General features: G+C 58.8%; 23 protein-coding genes. 3 read left to right on the top strand and 20 right to left on the bottom strand.

All coding sequences use genetic code 11. The features are described 5' to 3' along the window. Positions 1 to 7: 7 nt before the first annotated feature. From AC2FEE_RS03265 to AC2FEE_RS03245, 5 genes are all read right to left on the bottom strand, one after another. Positions 8 to 1,045 carry a GGDEF domain-containing protein gene (locus AC2FEE_RS03265; RefSeq protein ID WP_496863010.1) on the bottom strand — a complete coding sequence of 346 codons (1,038 nt, stop codon included), beginning with the start codon at positions 1,043 to 1,045 and terminating at the stop codon, positions 8 to 10. Further along, positions 1,042 to 1,629 (bottom strand): heme NO-binding domain-containing protein, encoded by a 588-nt coding sequence (locus AC2FEE_RS03260; protein WP_496863009.1) that lies wholly within the window; start codon positions 1,627 to 1,629, stop codon positions 1,042 to 1,044. The genes AC2FEE_RS03265 and AC2FEE_RS03260 overlap by 4 nt, the downstream gene beginning before the upstream one ends. A 121-nt stretch (positions 1,630 to 1,750) precedes the next feature. Further along, the gene (locus tag AC2FEE_RS03255) at positions 1,751 to 3,310 is read right to left on the bottom strand and encodes a trimethylamine methyltransferase family protein (protein ID WP_496863008.1); all 1,560 of its coding nucleotides are present in this window, start codon (positions 3,308 to 3,310) and stop codon (positions 1,751 to 1,753) included. A gap of 120 nt (positions 3,311 to 3,430) precedes the next feature. Beyond that, positions 3,431 to 4,123, bottom strand: a complete 693-nt coding sequence (locus AC2FEE_RS03250) for an HAD family hydrolase (protein ID WP_496863007.1) — start codon at positions 4,121 to 4,123, stop codon at positions 3,431 to 3,433. A gap of 25 nt (positions 4,124 to 4,148) precedes the next feature. Continuing rightward, entirely contained in the window at positions 4,149 to 4,433 is a 285-nt protein-coding gene (locus AC2FEE_RS03245) for a DUF3572 domain-containing protein (protein WP_496863006.1), read from the bottom strand. 87 nt (positions 4,434 to 4,520) lie between these two features. Between AC2FEE_RS03245 and AC2FEE_RS03240 the strand changes: the two genes are divergently transcribed. Continuing rightward, a complete protein-coding gene (locus tag AC2FEE_RS03240) occupies positions 4,521 to 5,921 on the top strand; it encodes a diguanylate cyclase (protein ID WP_496863005.1) in 1,401 nt (466 codons plus the stop codon). 5 nt (positions 5,922 to 5,926) lie between these two features. Here the strand turns inward: AC2FEE_RS03240 and AC2FEE_RS03235 are convergent, their stop codons facing one another. From AC2FEE_RS03235 to AC2FEE_RS03220, 4 genes are read right to left on the bottom strand one after another with little or no spacing between them, the layout of a single operon-like run. Next, complete coding sequence (locus AC2FEE_RS03235) at positions 5,927 to 6,400, bottom strand: periplasmic heavy metal sensor (protein ID WP_496863003.1); 474 nt, start codon at positions 6,398 to 6,400, stop codon at positions 5,927 to 5,929. Next, positions 6,397 to 6,747, bottom strand: a complete 351-nt coding sequence (locus AC2FEE_RS03230; protein WP_496863001.1) for a hypothetical protein — start codon at positions 6,745 to 6,747, stop codon at positions 6,397 to 6,399. Before AC2FEE_RS03230 ends, AC2FEE_RS03235 begins: the two co-directional genes overlap by 4 nt. Next, positions 6,740 to 7,351, bottom strand: coding sequence for an RNA polymerase sigma factor (locus AC2FEE_RS03225; protein ID WP_496863000.1), 612 nt, complete (start codon positions 7,349 to 7,351; stop codon positions 6,740 to 6,742). Before AC2FEE_RS03225 ends, AC2FEE_RS03230 begins: the two co-directional genes overlap by 8 nt. A gap of 6 nt (positions 7,352 to 7,357) precedes the next feature. Beyond that, positions 7,358 to 7,825: an EF-hand domain-containing protein gene (locus AC2FEE_RS03220; protein ID WP_496862999.1), complete on the bottom strand. Its 468-nt coding sequence runs from the start codon at positions 7,823 to 7,825 to the stop codon at positions 7,358 to 7,360. A 201-nt stretch (positions 7,826 to 8,026) separates the two neighbouring features. On the opposite strand from AC2FEE_RS03220, the gene AC2FEE_RS03215 reads away from it, so the two are divergent. Together AC2FEE_RS03215 and AC2FEE_RS03210 are read left to right on the top strand one after the other, a co-directional pair. Continuing rightward, on the top strand, positions 8,027 to 8,422 hold the full coding sequence (locus AC2FEE_RS03215) for a DUF983 domain-containing protein (protein ID WP_496862997.1): 396 nt from the start codon (positions 8,027 to 8,029) through the stop codon (positions 8,420 to 8,422). Between the two features lie 28 nt (positions 8,423 to 8,450). Continuing rightward, positions 8,451 to 9,152, top strand: coding sequence for an NUDIX hydrolase (locus AC2FEE_RS03210; RefSeq protein ID WP_496862996.1), 702 nt, complete (start codon positions 8,451 to 8,453; stop codon positions 9,150 to 9,152). 2 nt (positions 9,153 to 9,154) lie between these two features. Here AC2FEE_RS03210 and AC2FEE_RS03205 read toward each other — a convergent pair whose 3' ends face one another. Genes AC2FEE_RS03205 through nuoI form a run of 11 tightly spaced genes read right to left on the bottom strand, consistent with a single transcriptional unit; the run spans position 9,155 to position 19,887 of the window. Next, positions 9,155 to 10,822, bottom strand: coding sequence for a ribonuclease J (locus AC2FEE_RS03205; protein WP_496862995.1), 1,668 nt, complete (start codon positions 10,820 to 10,822; stop codon positions 9,155 to 9,157). Continuing rightward, positions 10,819 to 11,598: a type III pantothenate kinase gene (locus AC2FEE_RS03200; RefSeq protein ID WP_496862994.1), complete on the bottom strand. Its 780-nt coding sequence runs from the start codon at positions 11,596 to 11,598 to the stop codon at positions 10,819 to 10,821. The genes AC2FEE_RS03205 and AC2FEE_RS03200 overlap by 4 nt, the downstream gene beginning before the upstream one ends. Positions 11,599 to 11,609: 11 nt before the next feature. Further along, on the bottom strand, positions 11,610 to 12,359 hold the full coding sequence (locus AC2FEE_RS03195) for a biotin--[acetyl-CoA-carboxylase] ligase (RefSeq protein ID WP_496862993.1): 750 nt from the start codon (positions 12,357 to 12,359) through the stop codon (positions 11,610 to 11,612). Between the two features lie 54 nt (positions 12,360 to 12,413). After that, positions 12,414 to 13,856, bottom strand: coding sequence for an NADH-quinone oxidoreductase subunit NuoN (gene nuoN / locus AC2FEE_RS03190; protein ID WP_496862991.1), 1,443 nt, complete (start codon positions 13,854 to 13,856; stop codon positions 12,414 to 12,416). Positions 13,857 to 13,871: 15 nt separating this feature from the next. After that, positions 13,872 to 15,416 (bottom strand): NADH-quinone oxidoreductase subunit M, encoded by a 1,545-nt coding sequence (locus tag AC2FEE_RS03185; protein WP_496862989.1) that lies wholly within the window; start codon positions 15,414 to 15,416, stop codon positions 13,872 to 13,874. After that, positions 15,416 to 17,563, bottom strand: a complete 2,148-nt coding sequence (nuoL, locus tag AC2FEE_RS03180) for an NADH-quinone oxidoreductase subunit L (RefSeq protein ID WP_496862988.1) — start codon at positions 17,561 to 17,563, stop codon at positions 15,416 to 15,418. Before nuoL ends, AC2FEE_RS03185 begins: the two co-directional genes overlap by 1 nt. 6 nt (positions 17,564 to 17,569) lie before the next feature. Then, positions 17,570 to 17,875: an NADH-quinone oxidoreductase subunit NuoK gene (gene nuoK, locus AC2FEE_RS03175; protein WP_005984024.1), complete on the bottom strand. Its 306-nt coding sequence runs from the start codon at positions 17,873 to 17,875 to the stop codon at positions 17,570 to 17,572. After that, entirely contained in the window at positions 17,872 to 18,387 is a 516-nt protein-coding gene (locus AC2FEE_RS03170; protein ID WP_496862987.1) for a hypothetical protein, read from the bottom strand. Before AC2FEE_RS03170 ends, nuoK begins: the two co-directional genes overlap by 4 nt. Beyond that, the gene (locus AC2FEE_RS03165) at positions 18,387 to 18,989 is read right to left on the bottom strand and encodes an NADH-quinone oxidoreductase subunit J (RefSeq protein ID WP_496862986.1); all 603 of its coding nucleotides are present in this window, start codon (positions 18,987 to 18,989) and stop codon (positions 18,387 to 18,389) included. The genes AC2FEE_RS03170 and AC2FEE_RS03165 overlap by 1 nt, the downstream gene beginning before the upstream one ends. Beyond that, entirely contained in the window at positions 18,986 to 19,396 is a 411-nt protein-coding gene (locus AC2FEE_RS03160) for a carboxymuconolactone decarboxylase family protein (protein WP_496862984.1), read from the bottom strand. The genes AC2FEE_RS03165 and AC2FEE_RS03160 overlap by 4 nt, the downstream gene beginning before the upstream one ends. Further along, positions 19,393 to 19,887 carry an NADH-quinone oxidoreductase subunit NuoI gene (gene nuoI, locus AC2FEE_RS03155; RefSeq protein WP_480516908.1) on the bottom strand — a complete coding sequence of 165 codons (495 nt, stop codon included), beginning with the start codon at positions 19,885 to 19,887 and terminating at the stop codon, positions 19,393 to 19,395. The genes AC2FEE_RS03160 and nuoI overlap by 4 nt, the downstream gene beginning before the upstream one ends. Position 19,888: the final 1 nt, after the last annotated feature.

The raw sequence follows: 19,888 nt of genomic DNA, 5'->3' as shown, positions 1-19,888 counted from the left end.
GCGGGTTTTAACGCACCCAAGGTCTGTCCGAGGTGATTCCGGAAGCGGTACTGCCCTGCCGCTGACCCACAAGCGCCGAATAAAGGCAATGTCGGGACCTGCCCTTTCTTTTCGCCTCATACAACGCCAAGTCTGCTGCATTCAGGATTTCGGCTGCTTTGGGCGGTTTGAACTGCGTGGACAGCGCAGTTCCGATGCTGGCAGAAATCCGACAGGCCTTACTCTCGAACACCATCGGCCTCTGCAACCGGTCAATCAGGCGTGCCGCAATTGCCGAAAGAATAGCTTCGTCCGACAGGTCCTTGAAAATTATGACAAACTCGTCCCCGCCAATGCGCGCGACCGTGTCGTCATTGCGGGTTTCCTCAACCATGATCCCGGCGGCCTGTTGCAGCACGTAGTCCCCCGCAGCGTGCCCGTACTGGTCGTTGACCGATTTGAAGAAGTCCAGATCCAGATGCATCAGGGCAAACGGGGAATTCCCAGAAATCAGATGACCCAACAACACATCCATCGCGCGCCGGTTTTTCAGCCCAGTTAGCATGTCGGTAAAGGCTTGCTCTTCGGCCGCCAGCATCGCCCCCTGCAGCCGCAGGTTCAGCGACCGCGAGGCCTCCATCGCGGCGGATTTAGCCTCGACCAGATATAGCAACTCGATGGCAAGGTCCGTGCCCGAGAAATCCGCACTGGTCAGGGCATAGTCACGCACCGCATCCAAAATCGAGATACCGAAGGACAGGTTGATGACCGCACCTTTTCCCTGCGGTAAAGGGGCGATTAGCCCTTTGAGCGCCGTGCGCGGCGTATCGTGGAGCTTGAGATGCAGCTTGGCCCCAGCCAGAGCCATCAGCGCCGAAAGAGTCGTCACGGCGCGCGGCCGCACCAGTTCGAAGACGTCCAAAAAATCTTTCCCGGCCATCGGCTGATCAGGGCGCAACTTTTGCAATGTCGGCCCGACGCGCAGTATCCGCCCGTTTTCGTCCACCAATACAAACATTGGGCACAGCGTTTCCAGAAGCCCTGCCAGATCACTGGTATCCATCATGATTTCCGCGCCCCCAGATCGAAGTGACGCCCTTCGGCAAATGCGCTTTCCACAAGTACGATCGAGATGACCTCTGCGTGACCCTCCTGCCCGTCATGGGACAGCATCGCCAGAGCGCCGTAATCATCGGCCATGGCACGCAGGACCCCGACCATCACACTGGAATAGCCGGGCAGCCCCGGATGGCAGAACAGTTGGTACTCCGTTGGCCCCTTCTCTCTCAGCTCCAGCGCTGGCAGGCTGAGGTCCGAAACCGCCAGCCGCACCCGGTCGGACAGATCGTCCAGGGAATGCAAGAACTCAACGTAGGTGCCGCCCCCGAAGCGCAGCAAGCGCCGCAAGTCCTCCATGTTGGGGTGAGAAACCAGATAAGTACCCAGGTCCTCAAGGATTTCGGCGCGCGGGCGGTTTAGGTCAACACAGAGCGCGTCCAGGACCCGGATTGTCATGTCGTCATCGTAAACCAGCATGGCCTCGAATTCGACCAAGCCCAACTCCGCCGCCTCGGTCACACGCAGCCAGCACGATTGTCCGTAAGTCGCGCATACAAAAGACTGTACCGCCCGATTGATCAGACCATGCATGAGATGCCTCAGATTGGTTTCTGTTCCAATCTGGCCCGACAATCCTTAACAAAACCCCAAGACGGTTTGTGAGATACCGAAAATCTGATCAAGCATCACGTTGGAAGCCGTTGACAGAAAACTAGAAATCCGTAGGCGCCCCGCCCTCTGCTTTCCGCCGAGCGACAAAGTCGGCCAGTTCTTCGCGGATACCGTCCTCCATCGGCGGAGGCTCAAAGCTGGTGATGATTTCCTTGAACATGTGGTGCGCACGTTCCGCCGTCCAGATACCACCCGCAATGTTCCACCCTTCGTAATTTCGCCAGTCGCTTAGAAAAGGCTGGTAAAAAGCCGTAGTGTAACGGTCCTGCGTGTGCTGGACACCAAAGAAATGGCCATCATTGCCAACCGCGCGGATTGCCTTTAGAGCAATCTCATCCGGACCGGTTGCTGTGATCTCGGGCTGCATATAGCGTTGGATCTGCTGCAGGATTTCGCAATCCATGATGAACTTTTCGGGGCTGGCGATCAAACCGCCCTCAAGCCAACCCGCCGCGTGATAGACCATGTTGGTGCCCGACTGAACGGCCGCCCACAGGGAGTTCGACGTCTCCCACACCGACTGCCCATCGGGCACGTTGGCCGCACACACACCAGAGGACCTCATCGGCAATCCGTAATATCGTGCCATTTGCCCGGTCATCTGTGTCGAACGCATGTATTCCGGCGTGCCAAAGGCTGGTGCCCCCGACTTCATGTCCACATTCGACGTGAATGTTCCGATGACACAGGGAATGCCCGGGCGAACGTATTGGAACAGAGCAATCGCACACAGCGCTTCGGCCAGCGATTGCGCCACGGCCCCTGCCATCGTCACCGGCGCCATTGCCCCGGCTAGCGTGAACGGCGTCACAACAATCGCTTGCCCTCTCCGGGCCAGCCGCAGACAACCATCAATCATAGGATGGTCGTGCTTCAACGGCGAGGTCGAGTTGATGTTCGTGTACATCCGTGGCGATGCTTCGAACTCTTCATGGCTCAGACCACCGGCGATCCTGACCATCTCCATCACATCTTCGACGCGCTCCTTGCCCAGCGAATAGGCGTGCATCGCCTTGTCGGTCAGGGTCAGCTTGTCGTACAGGACATCCAGGTGCCGGATGCTGGCGTGGATATCGACCGGCTCAACCGGATAGCCCCCCGCAAAGTGGATACAATTGAAATATTGCGTCAGTTTCAGCAGATTCCGACACATCTCGCGATTGCCGGGGACCTTGGTGCCAATCTCCATGTCCCAGTAGTTCGGTGGAGACGACACGTTGCCGAACACCATACTCCGGCCACCGATTTCAATCGCCCGGTCGGGGTTACGCGGTGAAATGGTAAAGCGCGACGGCGCCTTGGCCACCATCTCCATGACAAAATCCCGACCCATGCGGACGTTGTCGCCATCAATGGTACACCCAGCCTCACGAAGGATGCCGATGGCCTCTTTGTTGTAGAATTCGATCCCGATCTCTTCGAGGATACGCATGGCCCCGTCATGGATCGCCTCGATCCCCGCCTGATCCAGCGGTTCGGTCGGATTGTCGATATTGACCGGAGGGTTCCACGGCATCTGATCGATCGCTGCGCTGCCCCTGCGTTCGGCGGCACCGGCCCGTCCCCCACTTCGACGTCTGCGCCTATTCGTATCAGCCATTTGATCCTCCGGAACTTGCGTAACCCCATGCAAGCCCCGAAGGTGGGTGTCTGGCCGCTCTGTCTGCGACAGTCTATGTCGGTTTCTTATCCCGAAACGCCGAAAGTGACCGCTGCGTAATCAGTTTTTGGACAGCCAGTCGGGAATATGTCCAATATCCGGCAGCACGACATCCGCCATCGGCGCCAGCGCTTCAGCCGGAGCCAGCCCCGTCAGGACACCGATCGTAGTCATCCCGGCGGCGCGTCCGGCCTGCAGATCGTGCAGGCTGTCCCCGACCATGGCCACCTGTTCCGGGTCCACGCCTACATGGGCTGCAAAGGCCAGCAATTGCCCGGGACCGGGCTTGAAGCCATGGCCACTGTCATAGCCTGCGACAAAATCGAAATGATCGCGAATTCCGACCGATGTCAGATGTTGCAACGCAGGCATTTCACCATCATTCGTCGCAACGCCCAGCTTCAGCCCGGCCTGCCGAAGCCCCTCAAGAAACGGCTCTAATGGAACGGCCTGCGCCTGAGGGGCCGAGGCCGATTCGACGTTCAGGACGTCAATCAGTTCATGCTGTGTCATGTTCGATAGATGCGGGGCGAGGACTTCGGCGATTTCCTCGACTGTGCCAGCGATAACGATGCTGTCTTCGGAATAGGTGACCTGTTCCAGATCGAACCCGATAATCCAACCCAGTTCGGCAGCGCGTGCATGGTCACCATCGGCCAGACGCAGTACTATGTTGCGCCCAAACGCGCCCCAGGTGTTAGCAAAATCAAACAAGGTTCCGTCCTTGTCGAACAGGATCGCGTCGATAGGCATTGAATGCTCCTGCAAGATTGTTGGATCAGGTCCAGTGGATGTCCGCACCACCGAACAACACCGCGCGGGCTTGACCGGGTTGATCATAGGGCACGGAGTTGGCGTCACAGAAAGCGATCACCCACGAATCGTCAAGCATAAGAAACTCGAGCACCGACCCCAGAAATTCCGGTTCACCCGCCCTGTCACGCAGGTCCTGCGCCGAAGCCCCGGTCGAGCCCAGAAAAATCGGCAGCAATTCTTCGTTGCCCACCAGCCAGCCCAAAACGTTGAGCGCCAGAGTTTCTGCAGATTGGGCGGAGATTGCCATAAAGTAGCCCCGGATCAGGTCTTGGAAAGGGTTTATTAACCAGACTCATAAACACTTTGGCAACGCATGCAATCAATGGTGAGTGATATGTCCGTGCAGGGAACCATCCTTGTCCTCGACGGGACCTCGACCAATCGCATCATGCTGAAGGTCCAACTGACGGCAGCATGGTACCACGTCGTACAGGGCGAACGGCTTCAGGGCCTTGCCGGGCTGTTGCGACGCGCCAAGCCCGATCTGGTGCTGACGTCTCAGGCCTTGCCGGATGGTACGGCGGCGGATGTCAAAAGGCTGGTTCTGGCCGATCCAGACCTGATCGGTGTACCGGTGGTGGCAATCGCGCCGCAAAACGACAAGATCGCCCGGTTAAAGGCCCTCGCGGATGGGCTGGATGATGTTTTGGCGCACCCGTTTAAAGACACGTTCCTGCAGGCAAGAGTGCGCAGCCTGTTGCGCGCAAGGGCCGAGACACAGGACCTGCATGTCGGGTCCGGTTCACATCCCATGGGCTTTGCGGAGTCGGGTGCCACACCCATTTTTCCGCCCAATGCGGCCCGTGTGACTATTCTGACGCAATCCGCACGGACCGGAGCGTTGTGGCAAAACGCCCTTTCAAAGCGAACGCGGCACAACCTGTCTGCGCATACTACGACAAACCTGCAGGGCGTTTTATCCGGGCCGGTGCCGGACGCCATCATCTTTGAAATCAGCACGAATCCATCCGGCTTTAACCTGCTGGCCGACCTGAAATCCCGCAACACCACCCGGCATACGGTGCTGATCGGCGTTCTTGCGGAAGACAATGCCGCGCTGGCCTCAGAGGCGCTGGACCGGGGCGCCGACGCGATCTGTATGGACGGATTCTGCGCAGAAGAGGCGCTGTTGCGCCTAGAAAGCCAGATCAAGCGAAAAACCAGCTTGGATCAGATGCGCGCGTCGCTGCGGCGTGGGTTGGTCGAGTCTTGGGTGGACCCTCTGACCGGGTTGCACAATCGCCGCTATGCGATGCGTGCGATGGATCAGATCGCCCATCAATCCACACGCACCGGTAAGGGGATTGCAGTGATGCTGGCAGATCTGGACCACTTCAAGGCTATCAACGACAAGTTCGGCCATACAGGCGGGGATCTGGTTCTTACCGAGGCCGCCAAAAGGTTAAAACAGACCGTCGGTTCAGCTGGTTTCATTGCCCGGATCGGAGGGGAAGAATTCATGATCGGCCTGTCGGAAACTACGCAAGCCAAGGCGCTCGAACTGGCTCGGGGTTTGTGTGACTGCATTCGCGAGAGGCCTTTCAACCTGCCAGATACCCCTGCCCCTATCCCGGTCACGATCAGCATCGGACTGATCGCAACCCAGCCCGATATCGCCTCACCGTCGCGTCAACCTGCCGGGCTGGAAGGGCTGATAAAATCAGCCGACACCGCGCTCTACGCTGCCAAGACCGCTGGGCGCAATCAGGTTCAGGTCCGGCAAAGCGCGGCCTGAGACCGTCAGTCCTTGTGCTTACGACCGTGACGTTTGCGCTTTACCACCTCTTGCAGACGGTCCGCATAAACCTGACGCTCGGCATCCGTCATCGCGGTGATCCTGTTCAGCCATTCCTCCTGTAACGCATTTTGCAAGTCTGCCATGGCCTGTGCCTGCTGCTGCAGCAATGCCTGCACAACCGCTGGATCGAACGGCTCTGCCCGCAAGGCGGCCTCAAGCGCGGCAAAATCCTGAGACCGGAGTTTTGCCCCTTTCACATGCCGCTCGGATAGTTCCCCGCGCAAGGCTTTCCGCTCTTCCTTAGGCAGCGCCCGATAAATCGCTGGTCCAAATCCCGGCGGCGTCTTGCCGTGATCCCCGCCCTTGACCCGGTAAGCTGTGCCCAGAGCAACTCCGGCAATCAACAGGTTCAGCGCCAGAGATACGGTCAGCAGAACCGTTACCCATCGCCTTTTGGGCTTGGTATTATCGCTCATTCTGCGTCCTCCAGAAATGTTGTGTCCAGGCCAAGATCAGCGACCACAAAACTGGTCTCTTGCGGGTAGAAAATCGTCGCGGGGTCAGGCAGAAAGCCCGGTGCCGACAGGCCGATCCAGACACCTGCCGCGCTGGCCGCGACCAGCCCGCCCATGCTCTGCCAGCCTCCGATTCCGTCAAGCATTCGCGCCCAGACAGAACGCGATGGTGTTGCCGGTTTCAATTGGTCAAGGCGTACGGTTTCGGCATCCGTCAGAATGCGAACCGCCAGATCATCGGGCAGTTCAAGTCGGGTTTGCCTTGCTTGGGCAAATAACTGATTCAGGTCCATGTCGTTCTCAGCCATCTTCGTACCCCAATTCATCCTGCCGCCCGGCCAATATAGCCGCCAGGGCGCGTTTTCCGCGTGCGGTCAGGCTTTCCACCGCTTCCGTCGAAATACCCATGATTCCCGCGATTTCGGGGTTGGGCAACTCCTCGATATGCCGCAAGATCACCGCTTGGCGTTGACGATCCGGCAATTGCGATAGCGCCTCCTGCAGCGCGTCCTTGCGCGCCGCGTCTTGCAATCGATCCGCCGCGCTGAGCTCTTCGTCCTCGGGTTCTGGCACATCGTCCAGACAGTCCGGCCGCTTCTTGCGCTGCACGTCCACGCACAGGTTCAATGTCACACGATAGAGCCAGGTAGACACCTTGGCTTGACCGGGCACCCAGTTCGGCGCCATCTGCCACAGCCGCATCATTGCGTCCTGCGTCACATCTTCTGCTTCGGCCCGGTTGCTGAGCATTCGCAAAGCCACCGAAAAACACCGTGGTGCCAGCCGATCCGTCAACGTCCGTGCAGCCGCTGCATCGCCCTTGGCGAACTGCCGCAGCAACGCGTCGTCCGACGCATCCGCGGCGCATGAGGCACCGCGGACTTTGTTCAAGGGGGACGTCAGGTCCTCCATCCTTCATCAGCTGTCGTCAGAGTCCGCCTTGGCACCCTTTTTGTGCTTCCGACCCATCCGCTCTTTTGCATCGGCATATTCCTGTTCCGAGATCGTTCCGCTGTTATCCGCGTCGATACGGTCAAACATCTTGCCAGCGCGGCGCGGTTTGGGCAACTCGTCCGTGCTCAGAAAACCGTCCTTGTTTGCGTCATTCCTTTCGAACATTTTGGTCACGCGGTCATTGGCTTTCTTTTGCGACGCAGCCTGCATTTCCTCGACGCTCAACTGACCATCGCCATTTGTGTCGGCTTCGGTGAATCGCTTCGTCCGTTGGGCCTCCATCTCTTCCTTGGTCAGTTGGCCGTCACCATTTGCGTCCAGTTCCTGAAAGCTCACAGGTTCGCGATCTTTCGGCCCGGCCGCCAGAGCCGAGGTGCCTGTGACCGCAACGGCCGAGATCAGGATGGCCGGAATGAGTTTCGCGCTTTTCATATCGTTTTCCCTTTGTTTTGCGGCCCCATCGCCGCTGCTCACATAAGTTCAAACGGGCCGGCCCACGGGTTCCGTCGCAAAAATATCAAAAACTTTTGGCGGCCTGATGCAGCCAACCTAAGTCACAAAGCGCCGCACCCCCCTTTTCCGCGGGACAAAACAAGCGCATTATCCTGCGCATTCGAACGCGCGAGTTTCAAAATGACAGATCAGACGATCGAAACCACGACCGAGGACGAACGTCCGACACGGCCCGCTTTGATCAAAGGGTTCCGCGGCCGTTGCCCCTCTTGCGGCGAGGGCAAGCTTTTGCACGGCTACCTGAAGGTTAACGATAACTGCAGCAATTGCGGACAGGAGTTGTTTCATCACCGGGCAGATGACGGCCCGGCCTATTTGACCATTCTGCTGGTCGGTCACCTGCTGGCTCCGGCGTTGCATGTGACATATGTCGAGTTTCGACCCGAGCCGCTGACCATGTTCCTGATCTTTGCTATCGGATGCACGGCCCTGTCGCTTTTCCTGCTGCCCCGGCTCAAAGGCGCTGTGGTCGCCTACCAATGGGCACGCCGGATGCACGGATTTGAAAAAGCTTGATGAACCGCGCGGACAGATCGATCAGCGAATGACAGAAGACAAAACAGCGATACGAAATGCAGCGACGGTTATCGTCCTGCGGAACCGTTTGACCGAACCATCAATCCTGATGGGGCAGCGCGGCGCAAAAGCCGTCTTCATGCCCAACAAGTTCGTGTTTCCCGGCGGTGCAGTCGATGCGGCGGACGGAGGCATTCCTCTGGTCTCCCCCATGCCCGAACTTTGCCGCGAACGGCTGGACGAGAAGTCCGAACCGGGGCTGCAGAATGCGCTGGCCGCGGCGGCAATCCGCGAGTTGTGGGAAGAAACCGGGCTGATCTTGGGTGAACCCGGAACTTGGAACGGCACGGTTCCCGAGGATTGGCAAAGCTTTGCCTCCATGGGGTTCCGGCCAGCCGCCGATGCTCTGCAGTTTGTGTTCCGCGCCGTGACGCCGCCGGGCCGTCCTCGCCGGTTCGACGCGCGTTTCTTTCTGGTCGATGCCGGCGCGATTCAGGGCGATCTGGACGATTTCGGCCACGCCTCGGATGAGCTGTCCCACCTGCAATGGGTTCCTCTCGACCGTGCGCGCGATCTGGATTTGCCCTTTATTACCGAAGTGGTCCTGGCCGAAATTGCAGCCCGGGTTTCAAACCCCGAACCGCCTGCAACCGTGCCCCTCTACCTGCATACCGAGGAACAAAGCCTGTTCCTGCAGCTCAAAGGCTATCCGATGCCCGACGCGGACTAGCGTCACTTCATCCGGCTGATCACCGTGGTCACTTCGGGCTTTTTGCCGATCTCCGCCTTGGCTGTCTGGCGCACGATACGGCGCATGGCTTCTTCCAGTTTGTCATCGTCGCGCAGCGTTTTGGCGTCCGCCCGCATCAGGAACTGGTTCAGGTCCTCTTCCAGCACCTCGACCAACGCGGCATTGGAGGTACCAATCTCGGGCAAACCCATCGTGTCGCACCACGGTTCACCCAGCGGCTCATCTTCCTCATCCAGAATGACCGTCACTGTTACGTGCCCGTTCAGGGCCATGCGGATACGGTCCCGTACGATCCCGTCCAGCGCGCCGACCTTGACGGTACCGTCCAGATACGTCCGGCCGGTTTCGATATAGTCGGCCACCTTGGGTTCATTGCCGGTCAGATCCAGCATCGTGCCGTTGACAGCCAGAATACCCGTGCGCCCACCGGCTTCGGCCAGCTTTGCGTGTTCGCGCAGATGCCGGTGTTCACCATGCATCGGGATCACCATCTGCGGATCAATCAGCGCGTGCACCTTCTCAAGATCCGGGCGATTTGCGTGGCCGGACACGTGGTACAAGCCTGAGCTGTCATCCACCACGTCCACGCCCTTTTCGCTGAGCTGGTTCATGATGAAGATTACGCCGCGCTCGTTGCCGGGTATGGTTTTGGACGAGAACAGAAAAAGATCACCCTCTTTCAGTTCAATCCCGCGATACTTGCCGCGCGCCAGTTGTGCGCTTGCGGCCCGGCGCTCGCCCTGGCTGCCGGTCACGATCAGCATCAGGTTCTGGCGCGGAAGGTCCACAGCCTCTTCGGCGCTGACGACCTTGGGAAAATCCGACAGAATGCCGGTCTCAGACGCCGCTTCGATCATCCGCCGCATGGCACGACCCAGCAACACAACCGAGCGCCCGGCCCGTGCTCCTGCTTCGGCCAGCGTTTTCACCCGCGCCACGTTCGAAGCAAAGGTGGTCGCAATCACCATGCCCTCGGCGTTTTCGACCAGCTTTGTGATCTCGGGGCCGACCTCAGATTCCGAGCGGCCAGCATGGGGCGAAAAGACGTTGGTGCTGTCACAGACCAGCGCCTTGACGCCGGGTTTGGCAACCTCGGCCCACAGATCGGGATCAAACGCTTCACCCACCACCGGGTCGGTGTCCAGTTTGAAATCCCCGGAATGTACAATCCGGCCTTCGGGCGTGTCGATCACCAGCGCCGCGCTTTCGGGAATGGAATGTGAAACCGGCAGAAACCCAACCTTGAACGGGCCGACAGAAATCTGCTCGGGCCAGGCCGAAACCGTCTGCACCGCGTCCTCGGGGTGACCATGTTCTTCCATCTTACGGCGCGCGATATTGGCAGTGAAAGCGCGAGCATAGACCGGCGCGCCCAGTGCTTCATAGCAGTGCGCAACCGCGCCCACGTGGTCTTCATGTGCGTGGGTGACAAACACGGCATCAAGCCGGTCAGCCCGTTCCTGCAGCCACGAAATATCAGCGTGGATCAGGTCAACACCAGGAGTCGTGTCCATGTCCGGAAAGGTCACCCCCAGATCGACGAGGATCAGCCGCTCTTGCCCCGGCTTGCCGTACCCATAGACATAGGCGTTCATGCCAATTTCGCCGGCACCGCCCAGCGGCAGATAGATCAGTCGTTCACTGCTCATGTCGAGCCATTTTCCTTGTTATAGCGATGGATCACGGTCAGCCCGTGCATCGTCAGATCGTCTTCGATCGCATCAAACCCGACATCCGCCTGATCGAACAAAGGCGCAAGCCCGCCGGTGCCGACCACTTTCATCGGCATTCCGTATTCCTCTTTGATCCGGGCAATCAGCCCTTCGATCAAGCCGGAATAGCCCCAATACACGCCGGATTGGATACAGCCAACCGTATTCGTACCAATTACTTTTTCAGGCCGGGTGATATCGATATGCGGAAGCGCAGCAGCCCCCTGATGCAACGCCTCAAGGCTGAGGTTCACACCGGGCGCGATGATGCCCCCGACATAGGCCCCGTCCGAGGCGACGACGTCAAAATTGGTCGCAGTACCGAAATCCACAACCACAACGTCACCGCCATGCCGGTCAAACGCGCCCACGGCATTGGCCAGACGGTCCGGGCCGGGAACGGTGCCTTCGTCAACGCGGGGAACCACGGGCAACAGACATTCCGGCTTGCCCACAACCAGCGGGCGGCAACCAAAGAAACGGTCGGCAAAGATGCGCAGGTTGAACACCACGCGCGGAACGGTCGAGGCAATGACCACATCGGTAATGTCCGCATCGATCCCGTAGTGTTTCACCAGCGTCGAATACCAAGTGAAATAGGCATCCGCCGTGCGGGAGTGGTGGGTCGAGGTGCGCAGCGTGCACAGGAACACCTCGCCGTCCCAGATCGAGAAAACGGTGTTGGTGTTACCGCAGTCAATTGCCAGAAGCATCTGCGCCTCCTTCAGAAAAACACATCCGCCGCAGGAATGCTGACGCGGCCCTTGGCGGTCTTTAGGACAAGATTGCCGTTAGAGTCCACGGTTTCAAAGGTTCCCACCGTCTCGGAGGTTGAGGTGCGGGCGGTGATTACCTCGCCCAACCGGGCAGCGCGGGACAGCCACGCCGTCCGGATAGGTTCGAACCCGTAGGTCACGAACTGGGTTTCATACCCTGCGTATGCCGAGGCCAACTCGGTCAGGAAATCCTCGGGGATGACAGCCGCACCGGTTTCCGACAGCAGAGAGACAGGACGCACGGCGCTTTGTTCGACCGCATAGGCCGGGGGCGCCTCAGACAGGTTCACTCCGATCCCGATGGCCAGATGGGACAGCTCACGTCCCTGCCCGGTGCTTTCCAGCAAGATACCAGCCAGCTTGCCACCGTTCAGCAGCACATCATTGGGCCATTTCAAAGACAGCCCTGCCGCCCGACCGGTGACCGCAACGCAGGCGTCGAACAATGCCAGCGCGGCCACAAAGCTGCGCAACGCCGCCTGTTCGGGATTGCCCTGCGGGCGCATCAACAGGGTCGCTGCCAGATTGCCTTTGGGGTTGGCCCAAGCCCTACCCCGCCGTCCCCGCGCGGCTGTCTGGTGGTGCGCCATGATCCAGACAGGGCCCGGTGCCGTCGGGGCAAGCCGGGCGGCCTCGTTCAGGGTGCTGTCGACCTCCTGCACGATGTGCAGGCCGTATCCTTGCGGCCAAGCAGTCATGGCAAAAAGGCCCGGTCTGTTGACCGAGCCCCCTGCAATTGGATGTCTGACGCGTCAGTTGACAAGTGTTGCCGCTGCAGCTGCCGCCGCGCCCTCGATCCCGAATTGATAGAATACACCGACCAGCATCAGGGCGGCCGACCCCATCAAAGCGACCCACAGAACCGGCGTGGAACGCGTTTCGATCGGATCCTCGTTCTCGTCTCCGAAATACATGTAAAACACGATCCGCAGGTAATAGAACGCACCGATCACAGACGCGATGGCCGAGACGATAACCAACCCGGTCAGACCTGCGCTGACACCGGCCTGCCAGACGCCGAACTTGGCGAAAAAGCCCAGCATCGGCGGCACACCCGCAAGGCTGAACATCAGGATCAGCACAGCCAGTGCCTTGCCCGGATCACGCTTGGAATACTGGCGCAACGCATCGATATCAGTGACAGGTTTGCCGTCTCGTTCCATCATCAGAATGAAGGCAAAAGTGCCGATATTCATGGTCACGTAGATCGCCAGATACATCAGCATCGCCTTGATGCCCATTTCCGTACCCGCCGCCAGACCGATCAGCGCATAACCCATGTGGGCAATCGACGAAAACGCCATCAGCCGCTTGATGTTTCGCTGACCAATCGCTGCCACCGCACCCAACAGCATCGATAGCACGGACAGCAACACGATCACCTGCTGCCAGTCCTCGACCACGCCGCCAAAGGCATCATGCATCAGGCGGGCAAACAGCGCCATCGCCGCCACTTTCGGCGCGGTGGCAAAGAACGCGGTGATCGGAGTGGGCGAGCCCTCGTACACGTCCGGTGTCCACATGTGGAAAGGCACGGCCGAAACCTTGAATGCAAGACCCGAGATCAGGAAGATCAGGCCGAACAGCAGGCCAACCGAAATGTCGCCGTGATGGACGGTCTGGATGATACCCGAGAACAGCGTGGTGCCGGAAAAGCCATAGACCAACGATGCGCCATACAGCAGCAAACCCGAGCTGAGTGCGCCAAGCACGAAGTACTTCAGACCAGCCTCGGTCGATTTCGCGCTGTCACGGCGCAGAGCAGCCACGACGTAAAGGGACAGCGACTGCAGTTCCAGCCCCATATACAGGGACATCAGGTCACCCGCGCTGACCATCATCATCATGCCTACGGCGGCCAAAGCCACCAGAAGCGGGTATTCGAACCGAAGTAGCCCGCGACGCGACATGTAGTCCTGACTCATCACCAGAACGGCCGCGGCGGACAGCAGGATCGCAACTTTGGCAAAGCGCGAGAACCCGTCGTCAATGAACATGCCGTTGAAGGCCACGTTGACGCCATCCCCATTGGTGGCAATCCAGATGGCCAGCAGCGCCATCAGGCCAGCCGTCGACCACACCAGAAGCGGCGCAAGCGCATCCTTTGCCGTGTAGACAGCCCCGATCAGAGCGGCCATCGCATATACGGCCAGAACGATCTCTGGCAGGATTATTGTCAGATCAGCCTGGATCATGTCTCCAAAGCCTCCTTAATGCGAAGCGGCCGTCTGGGTCACGGCCTCAGCCGCGGCCAGAGCCGTGTCATAGTTCGAAATCAGCGCGGCGGTCGAGTTGCCGATTACATCGGTCACCAGCGACGGGTAGACGCCCAGAAGGATGGTCATCACGATCAGCGGCGCGAAGATCAGCCGCTCGCGCGAGGTCATGTCGGTCATCGCCTTTAGGCTTTCCTTGATCAAGTCGCCAAAGACCACGCGGCGGTACAGCCACAGCGCGTAGGCCGCCGAGAAGATCACACCGGACGCCGCCACTGCGGTGACCCAAGTGTTGACCTGGAACGTGCCCATCAGGGTCAGGAATTCGCCGATAAATCCAGAGGTGCCCGGCAGGCCGACATTGGCCATGGTGAACAGCATGAAGACCAACGCATAGGCAGGCATCCGGATCACCAGACCGCCATAGGCATCAATGTCACGGGTATGCATCCGGTCATAGATTACGCCGACACACAGGAAGAGTGCCGCCGAGATGAAGCCGTGGCTGAGCATCTGAAAGATCGCGCCGTCAATACCCTGCTGGTTTGCCGCAAAAATCCCCATGGTCACAAAGCCCATATGCGCGACCGAAGAATACGCGATCAGCTTTTTCATGTCCTCCTGCACCAGCGCCACCAGCGAGGTGTAGACAACCGCAATCGCCGACATCCACAGCACCAGATCGGTCATCACCGCCGAACCCACAGGAAACATCGGCAGGCTGAACCGCAGGAAACCATAGCCGCCCATCTTAAGCAGGATCGCCGCCAGCACGACCGAACCCGCCGTCGGGGCCTGCACGTGCGCATCCGGCAGCCAAGTATGCACCGGCCACATCGGCATTTTCACCGCAAACGAAGCAAAGAACGCGAGGAACATCAGCGTCTGCATGCCGCCGACGATATAGATGCCCAATACGCTGAACCCTTCGGACGAGAACTGATGGCTCATCAGTGCCTCGATGTCGGTGGTGCCCGCATCCGCGTACATCGCAACCATAGCCACCAGCATCAGCACCGAGCCGAGGAAAGTATAGAGGAAGAACTTGAAGCTGGCATAGATGCGATCCTTGCCGCCCCAGATACCAATGATCAGGAACATTGGGATCAGGCCTGCCTCGAAGAACAGGTAGAACAACACCAGATCCAGCGCCATGAACACGCCCAACATCAGCGTTTCCAGCAGCAGGAAGGCTATCATGTATTCCTTGACGCGGTCGGTGACCTGCCAGCTGGCCAGAATGGTCAGCGGCATGATGAAAGTAGTCAACAGGACGAACAGAACGCTGATACCGTCCACGCCCATCTTGTATTTCAGACCCAGCAGCCACTCACCCTCTTCCACCATCTGGAAGCCTGTGTTCGAGGGGTCGAAGCCTGTATAGATGCCGATCGAAACAAGGAAAGTCACCGTGGTCGCCACCAGCGCAACCCACTTCGCATTGCGCTGCGCGGCCACGTCATCGCCATGCAGGAAAAGGGCCAGAATGCCTGCCGCCACTGCGGGGATGAAGGTGACGATGGAGAGGATATTATCCATTATTGTGCGCCTCCGCCGATCGACATCCAGGTGACCAGGGCAGCGATGCCCAGAACCATCCAGAAGGCGTAAGTAAAGATGTAGCCCGTCTGCGCCTTGCCTGCGAGGCGGGTAAAGAAGGGAACAACGCCCATGGCGACACCGTTCAGGAAGCCGTCGATGGTGTTGCCATCGCCGCGTTTCCACAGGAACCGGCCAAGCGCCACTGTGGGCTTGACGAAGATCGCGTCATAGATTTCGTCAAAGTACCACTTGTTCAGCAGGAACAGGTAGAGCGGTCGCTGGTTCTGGGCCAGACGCCCCGGCAGCGACGGATTCACGATATAGAACCAGTAGGCCATGGCAAAGCCCAGCAACATCGCCACGAAAGGTGAAACCTTGACCCATTTCGGAGCTGCGTGCGCGTCGTCCAGAATGTGGTTATCCGGCGCGATATAGAGCGCCCCCTCGCCCGGCTTACCAACGAAAGCATAGTGGTGGTCGCCACCCTGCGCAGCTTCGTCACCGTGGCCGTCATCTGTATGAGAATCCGACGCCTGGCCATCATCCGCATGAGCCGTATCAGCATGCGCATCTGCCTGGCCGTGATCCCCAGCTTCTGCATGCTCAGACGCCTCGGCTACCGGAATGCCATAGAACTTGCCGACCTTGTCCGCGTGGCCGAAAAAGTTGCCATACCAGATCATGCCGGCAAAAACCGCGCCCAGGGACAGCACGCCAAGCGGCACCAGCATACTCATCGGGCTTTCATGCGCGTGGTCATGCGTATGCTGATCGCCACGTGGCTTGCCGTAGAAAGTCAGGAAGATCAGGCGCCAGCTGTAGAAAGAGGTAAACGCAGCCGCAATAACCAGCAGCCAGAAGCCATAAGCCGACCCACCTGCATAGGCGCTTTCGATGATGGCGTCCTTGGACAAGAACCCGGCGAAACCGAATGTGGTCAGCGGAATGCCAACACCGGTGATGGCCAGCGTGCCAATCATCATCGCCCAATAAGTGTAGGGGATTTTCTTCCGCAGACCGCCGTATTCGGTCATCTCCTGCTCGTGGTGCATGGCGTGGATAACCGAGCCAGCACCAAGGAACAGCAGCGCCTTGAAGAACGCGTGCGTGAACAGGTGGAACATCGCCGCCGAGTACATGCCGACACCGGCAGCCACGAACATGTAGCCCAGTTGCGAACAGGTCGAATAGGCGATGACGCGCTTGATATCGGTCTGCACCAGACCCACCGTCGCGGCAAAGAACGCGGTCGAGGCCCCCAGCACAGTGATGAACCCGGTCGCACCCGGTGCGAACTCCATCAGCGGCGACATGCGGCACACCAGGAAGACACCTGCGGTTACCATGGTCGCGGCGTGGATCAAAGCCGACACAGGTGTTGGGCCCTCCATCGCATCCGGCAACCAGGTGTGCAGGATCAGCTGCGCCGATTTACCCATCGCACCAATGAACAGCAGGACACAGATCACCTCTATAGCGGTCCACTCACCCCACAGGAAATGCAGCTGCGTTTCCGCCAGTTCTGGGGCCGACGCGAAGATGTCCGAGAGGTTGATACTGTCCGTCAGGAAGAACAACGCAAAGATGCCCAAAGCAAAGCCAAAGTCACCGACCCGGTTAACTACAAATGCTTTGATCGCAGCGGCGTTGGCCGACGGCTTGCGGTAATAGAACCCGATCAGCAGGTAGGATGCGACACCCACGCCTTCCCAGCCAAAAAACATCTGAACCAGATTATCCGACGTCACCAACGCCAGCATGGCGAAGGTAAAGAAAGACAGATAGGCAAAGAAGCGCGGCTTATAGCTCTCGCCCTCGCGCCATTGCGGGTCGTTATCCATGTAGCCGAAGGAATACAGGTGCACGAGCGCCGAAACGGTCGTAACCACGATCAGCATGATTGCGGTCAGCCGGTCCAGTCGCACGGCCCAGCTTGTCGACAGCGAGCCGCTCTCGATCCAGCGCATGACCTCGATCTGTTGGGTGTGGCCGTCGAAAGTGAAGAACACGATCCATGACAGCAGACAGGCCAGAAACAGAAGGCCGGTGGCTGTCCACATGGCGGCTTTCTCACCGATGAAGCGCCAGCCAAAGCCGCAGATCAGTGCGCCCACGAGCGGGGCAAAGAGGATGGTGGTTTCCATGTTCTCTTACCCCTTCATCATGTTGACGTCTTCAACCGCGATGGTGCCACGGTTGCGGAAGAAACAGACCAGAATGGCCAGTCCGATCGCCGCTTCGGCCGCCGCCACGGTCAGCACGAACAGCGTAAACACCTGCCCGACCAGATCGCCGAGGAAACTGGAAAACGCCACGAGGTTGATATTCACCGCCAGCAGCATCAGTTCGATGCTCATCAACAGGATGATGACGTTCTTGCGGTTCAGAAAGAGACCGAAGATGCCGATGACGAACAGCGTCGCCGCGACCGTAAGATAGTGTTCAAGTCCGATCATAGCTTCGCTCCTGGCGAGTCGGGGTAGTAGAGTTTGCAGCCGCACAGTTGGCTGAAACGATCTTTGCGTTTTTTTGTTTTGAAACGTTCGTTGAGGTCGTAGTGAACTGTGAGGTCACTTCGAGAGGCGCGTTCGGCTAAATCCGCCAATCGTCCATCCATGTTCGGCACTAATCTGGGTGGCAACGGCCAGATCTTACTGACGTCGATAACCGGACCACACGAACTCAACCCAACGATTGGTCCACTGATATTGATCCCAGTCCGATCGTTGCAGTCAATTACGTTGACACTTCTGCCTATCTTCTGGGCCACAAACTCGTTGCCCAAATCAAAGGCAGCGCTGCCTTTGAGCCAATCTTGATCGCCACCATTGACGAAGCTGCAATCTCTTTCTTGAGCAACGCCCGCATTCTGCCAAGGCTTCAGATGCGCAAACGTGCAGGCCGCAGCATCTGTAGAAACAGCGCACATCAATAGGGCAAACGAAATGGGCTTGAGATGTAAGTGCATCACAACCCCTGCCCCGGTTTCACGTCCTTCAACTCCATCGCCTTGGCCGGGTCGCGCATCATCTGGCCGACGATATCCTGACGCTTGATGTCCTTGCGGTGGCGCAACGTCAAAACAATGGCGCCGATCATGGCCACCAGCAGGATCAGGCCCGCCAGTTGGAACAGAAGGAAGTATTGATCATAAAGGATGACACCCAGCGCCTCGGTGTTGTGGCGGTCCGCCGGGACCGGCTGTGCCAGATTTGCCGTCGCCCCTTGCGCACTGTCCCAAGCCCCGAAGGCCATGACAAATTGCATCAGGATCACCAGACCGATCAGCAAGGCCAACGGCATATAGCGCGCCATCTCGGCCTTGAGCTCGGCAAAGTCGACGTCCAGCATCATCACCACGAACAGGAACAGAACCGCGACCGCGCCCACGTAGACGATGATCAGCAGCATCGCCACGAACTCGGCGCCCAGCAGAACGAACAACCCCGCCGCCGACAGGAAGGACAGGATCAGCCACAGCACCGAGTGCACCGGCTGGCGGCTGATCACCGTGAACAGCCCGCCCGTGATGGCGCTGATGGCAAACAGGTAGAAGGCAAAGACGGTCATTGATCCTCATCCTCGTTATCGCCCATGACCTCTTGCGCCAGATCCAGCGCGCGGGTCATGGCCGGGATGCCGGCAAAGACCGACATCTGACCGATCGTTTCCACGATCTCTTGTTTCTTGGCCCCGGCCTCCAGCGCATGGCGCACGGTCTGGCGCACCGCTGCATCTGCCTGAGCGCCCTGACAGGTCAGCCCGGCCAGTGTCAGCAGCAACCGGGTTTTGGCATCCAGCCCGTCCTTGTTGACGGTGTTGCCGAACATCATCTCCATGACCTCTTTCGGCATGGTCGGCCACAGCGCCTCGAACCCCTTGGGCGAGAAACTCTCCATCGCGGGGTTCATCGCCTTGGCCATGTCCTGAGCCTGCTTCATCATCAGTTCGAACGGATTGGTGGGCGTGTCATTCATCGGTACGGCGCATCCATTTCCAGATTGCGGGCGATTTCAGCTTCCCAGCGTTCACCGTTATCCAGCAATTTTTCCTTGTCGTAGAACAGCTCTTCCCGGGTTTCCGTGGCGAATTCGAAATTCGGACCTTCGACGATGGCATCGACCGGGCAGGCCTCCTGGCAAAAGCCACAATAGATGCACTTGGTCATGTCAATGTCGTACCGCGTGGTACGGCGGCTGCCATCCTCGCGTGGTTCGGCGTCGATGGTAATGGCCTGCGCAGGGCAAATCGCCTCGCAGAGTTTGCAGGCGATACAGCGTTCCTCACCGTTCGGATAACGACGCAGAGCGTGCTCACCCCGAAAACGTGGCGACAGAGGGCCTTTTTCATGCGGATAGTTGATGGTGGCTTTAGGGGCGAAGAAGTACTTCATCCCCAGTTTGAAGCCGACCCAGAAGTCCTGCAAAAGAAAGTACTTGGCAGCGCGGGTATAGTCGATTTGCGTCATG

The sequence above is a fragment of the Ruegeria sp. YTSC199 genome, assembly GCF_059609725.1.
Note: the sequence above shows the minus strand (reverse complement) of the source record. Positions and strands in the feature narration are given on the sequence as shown.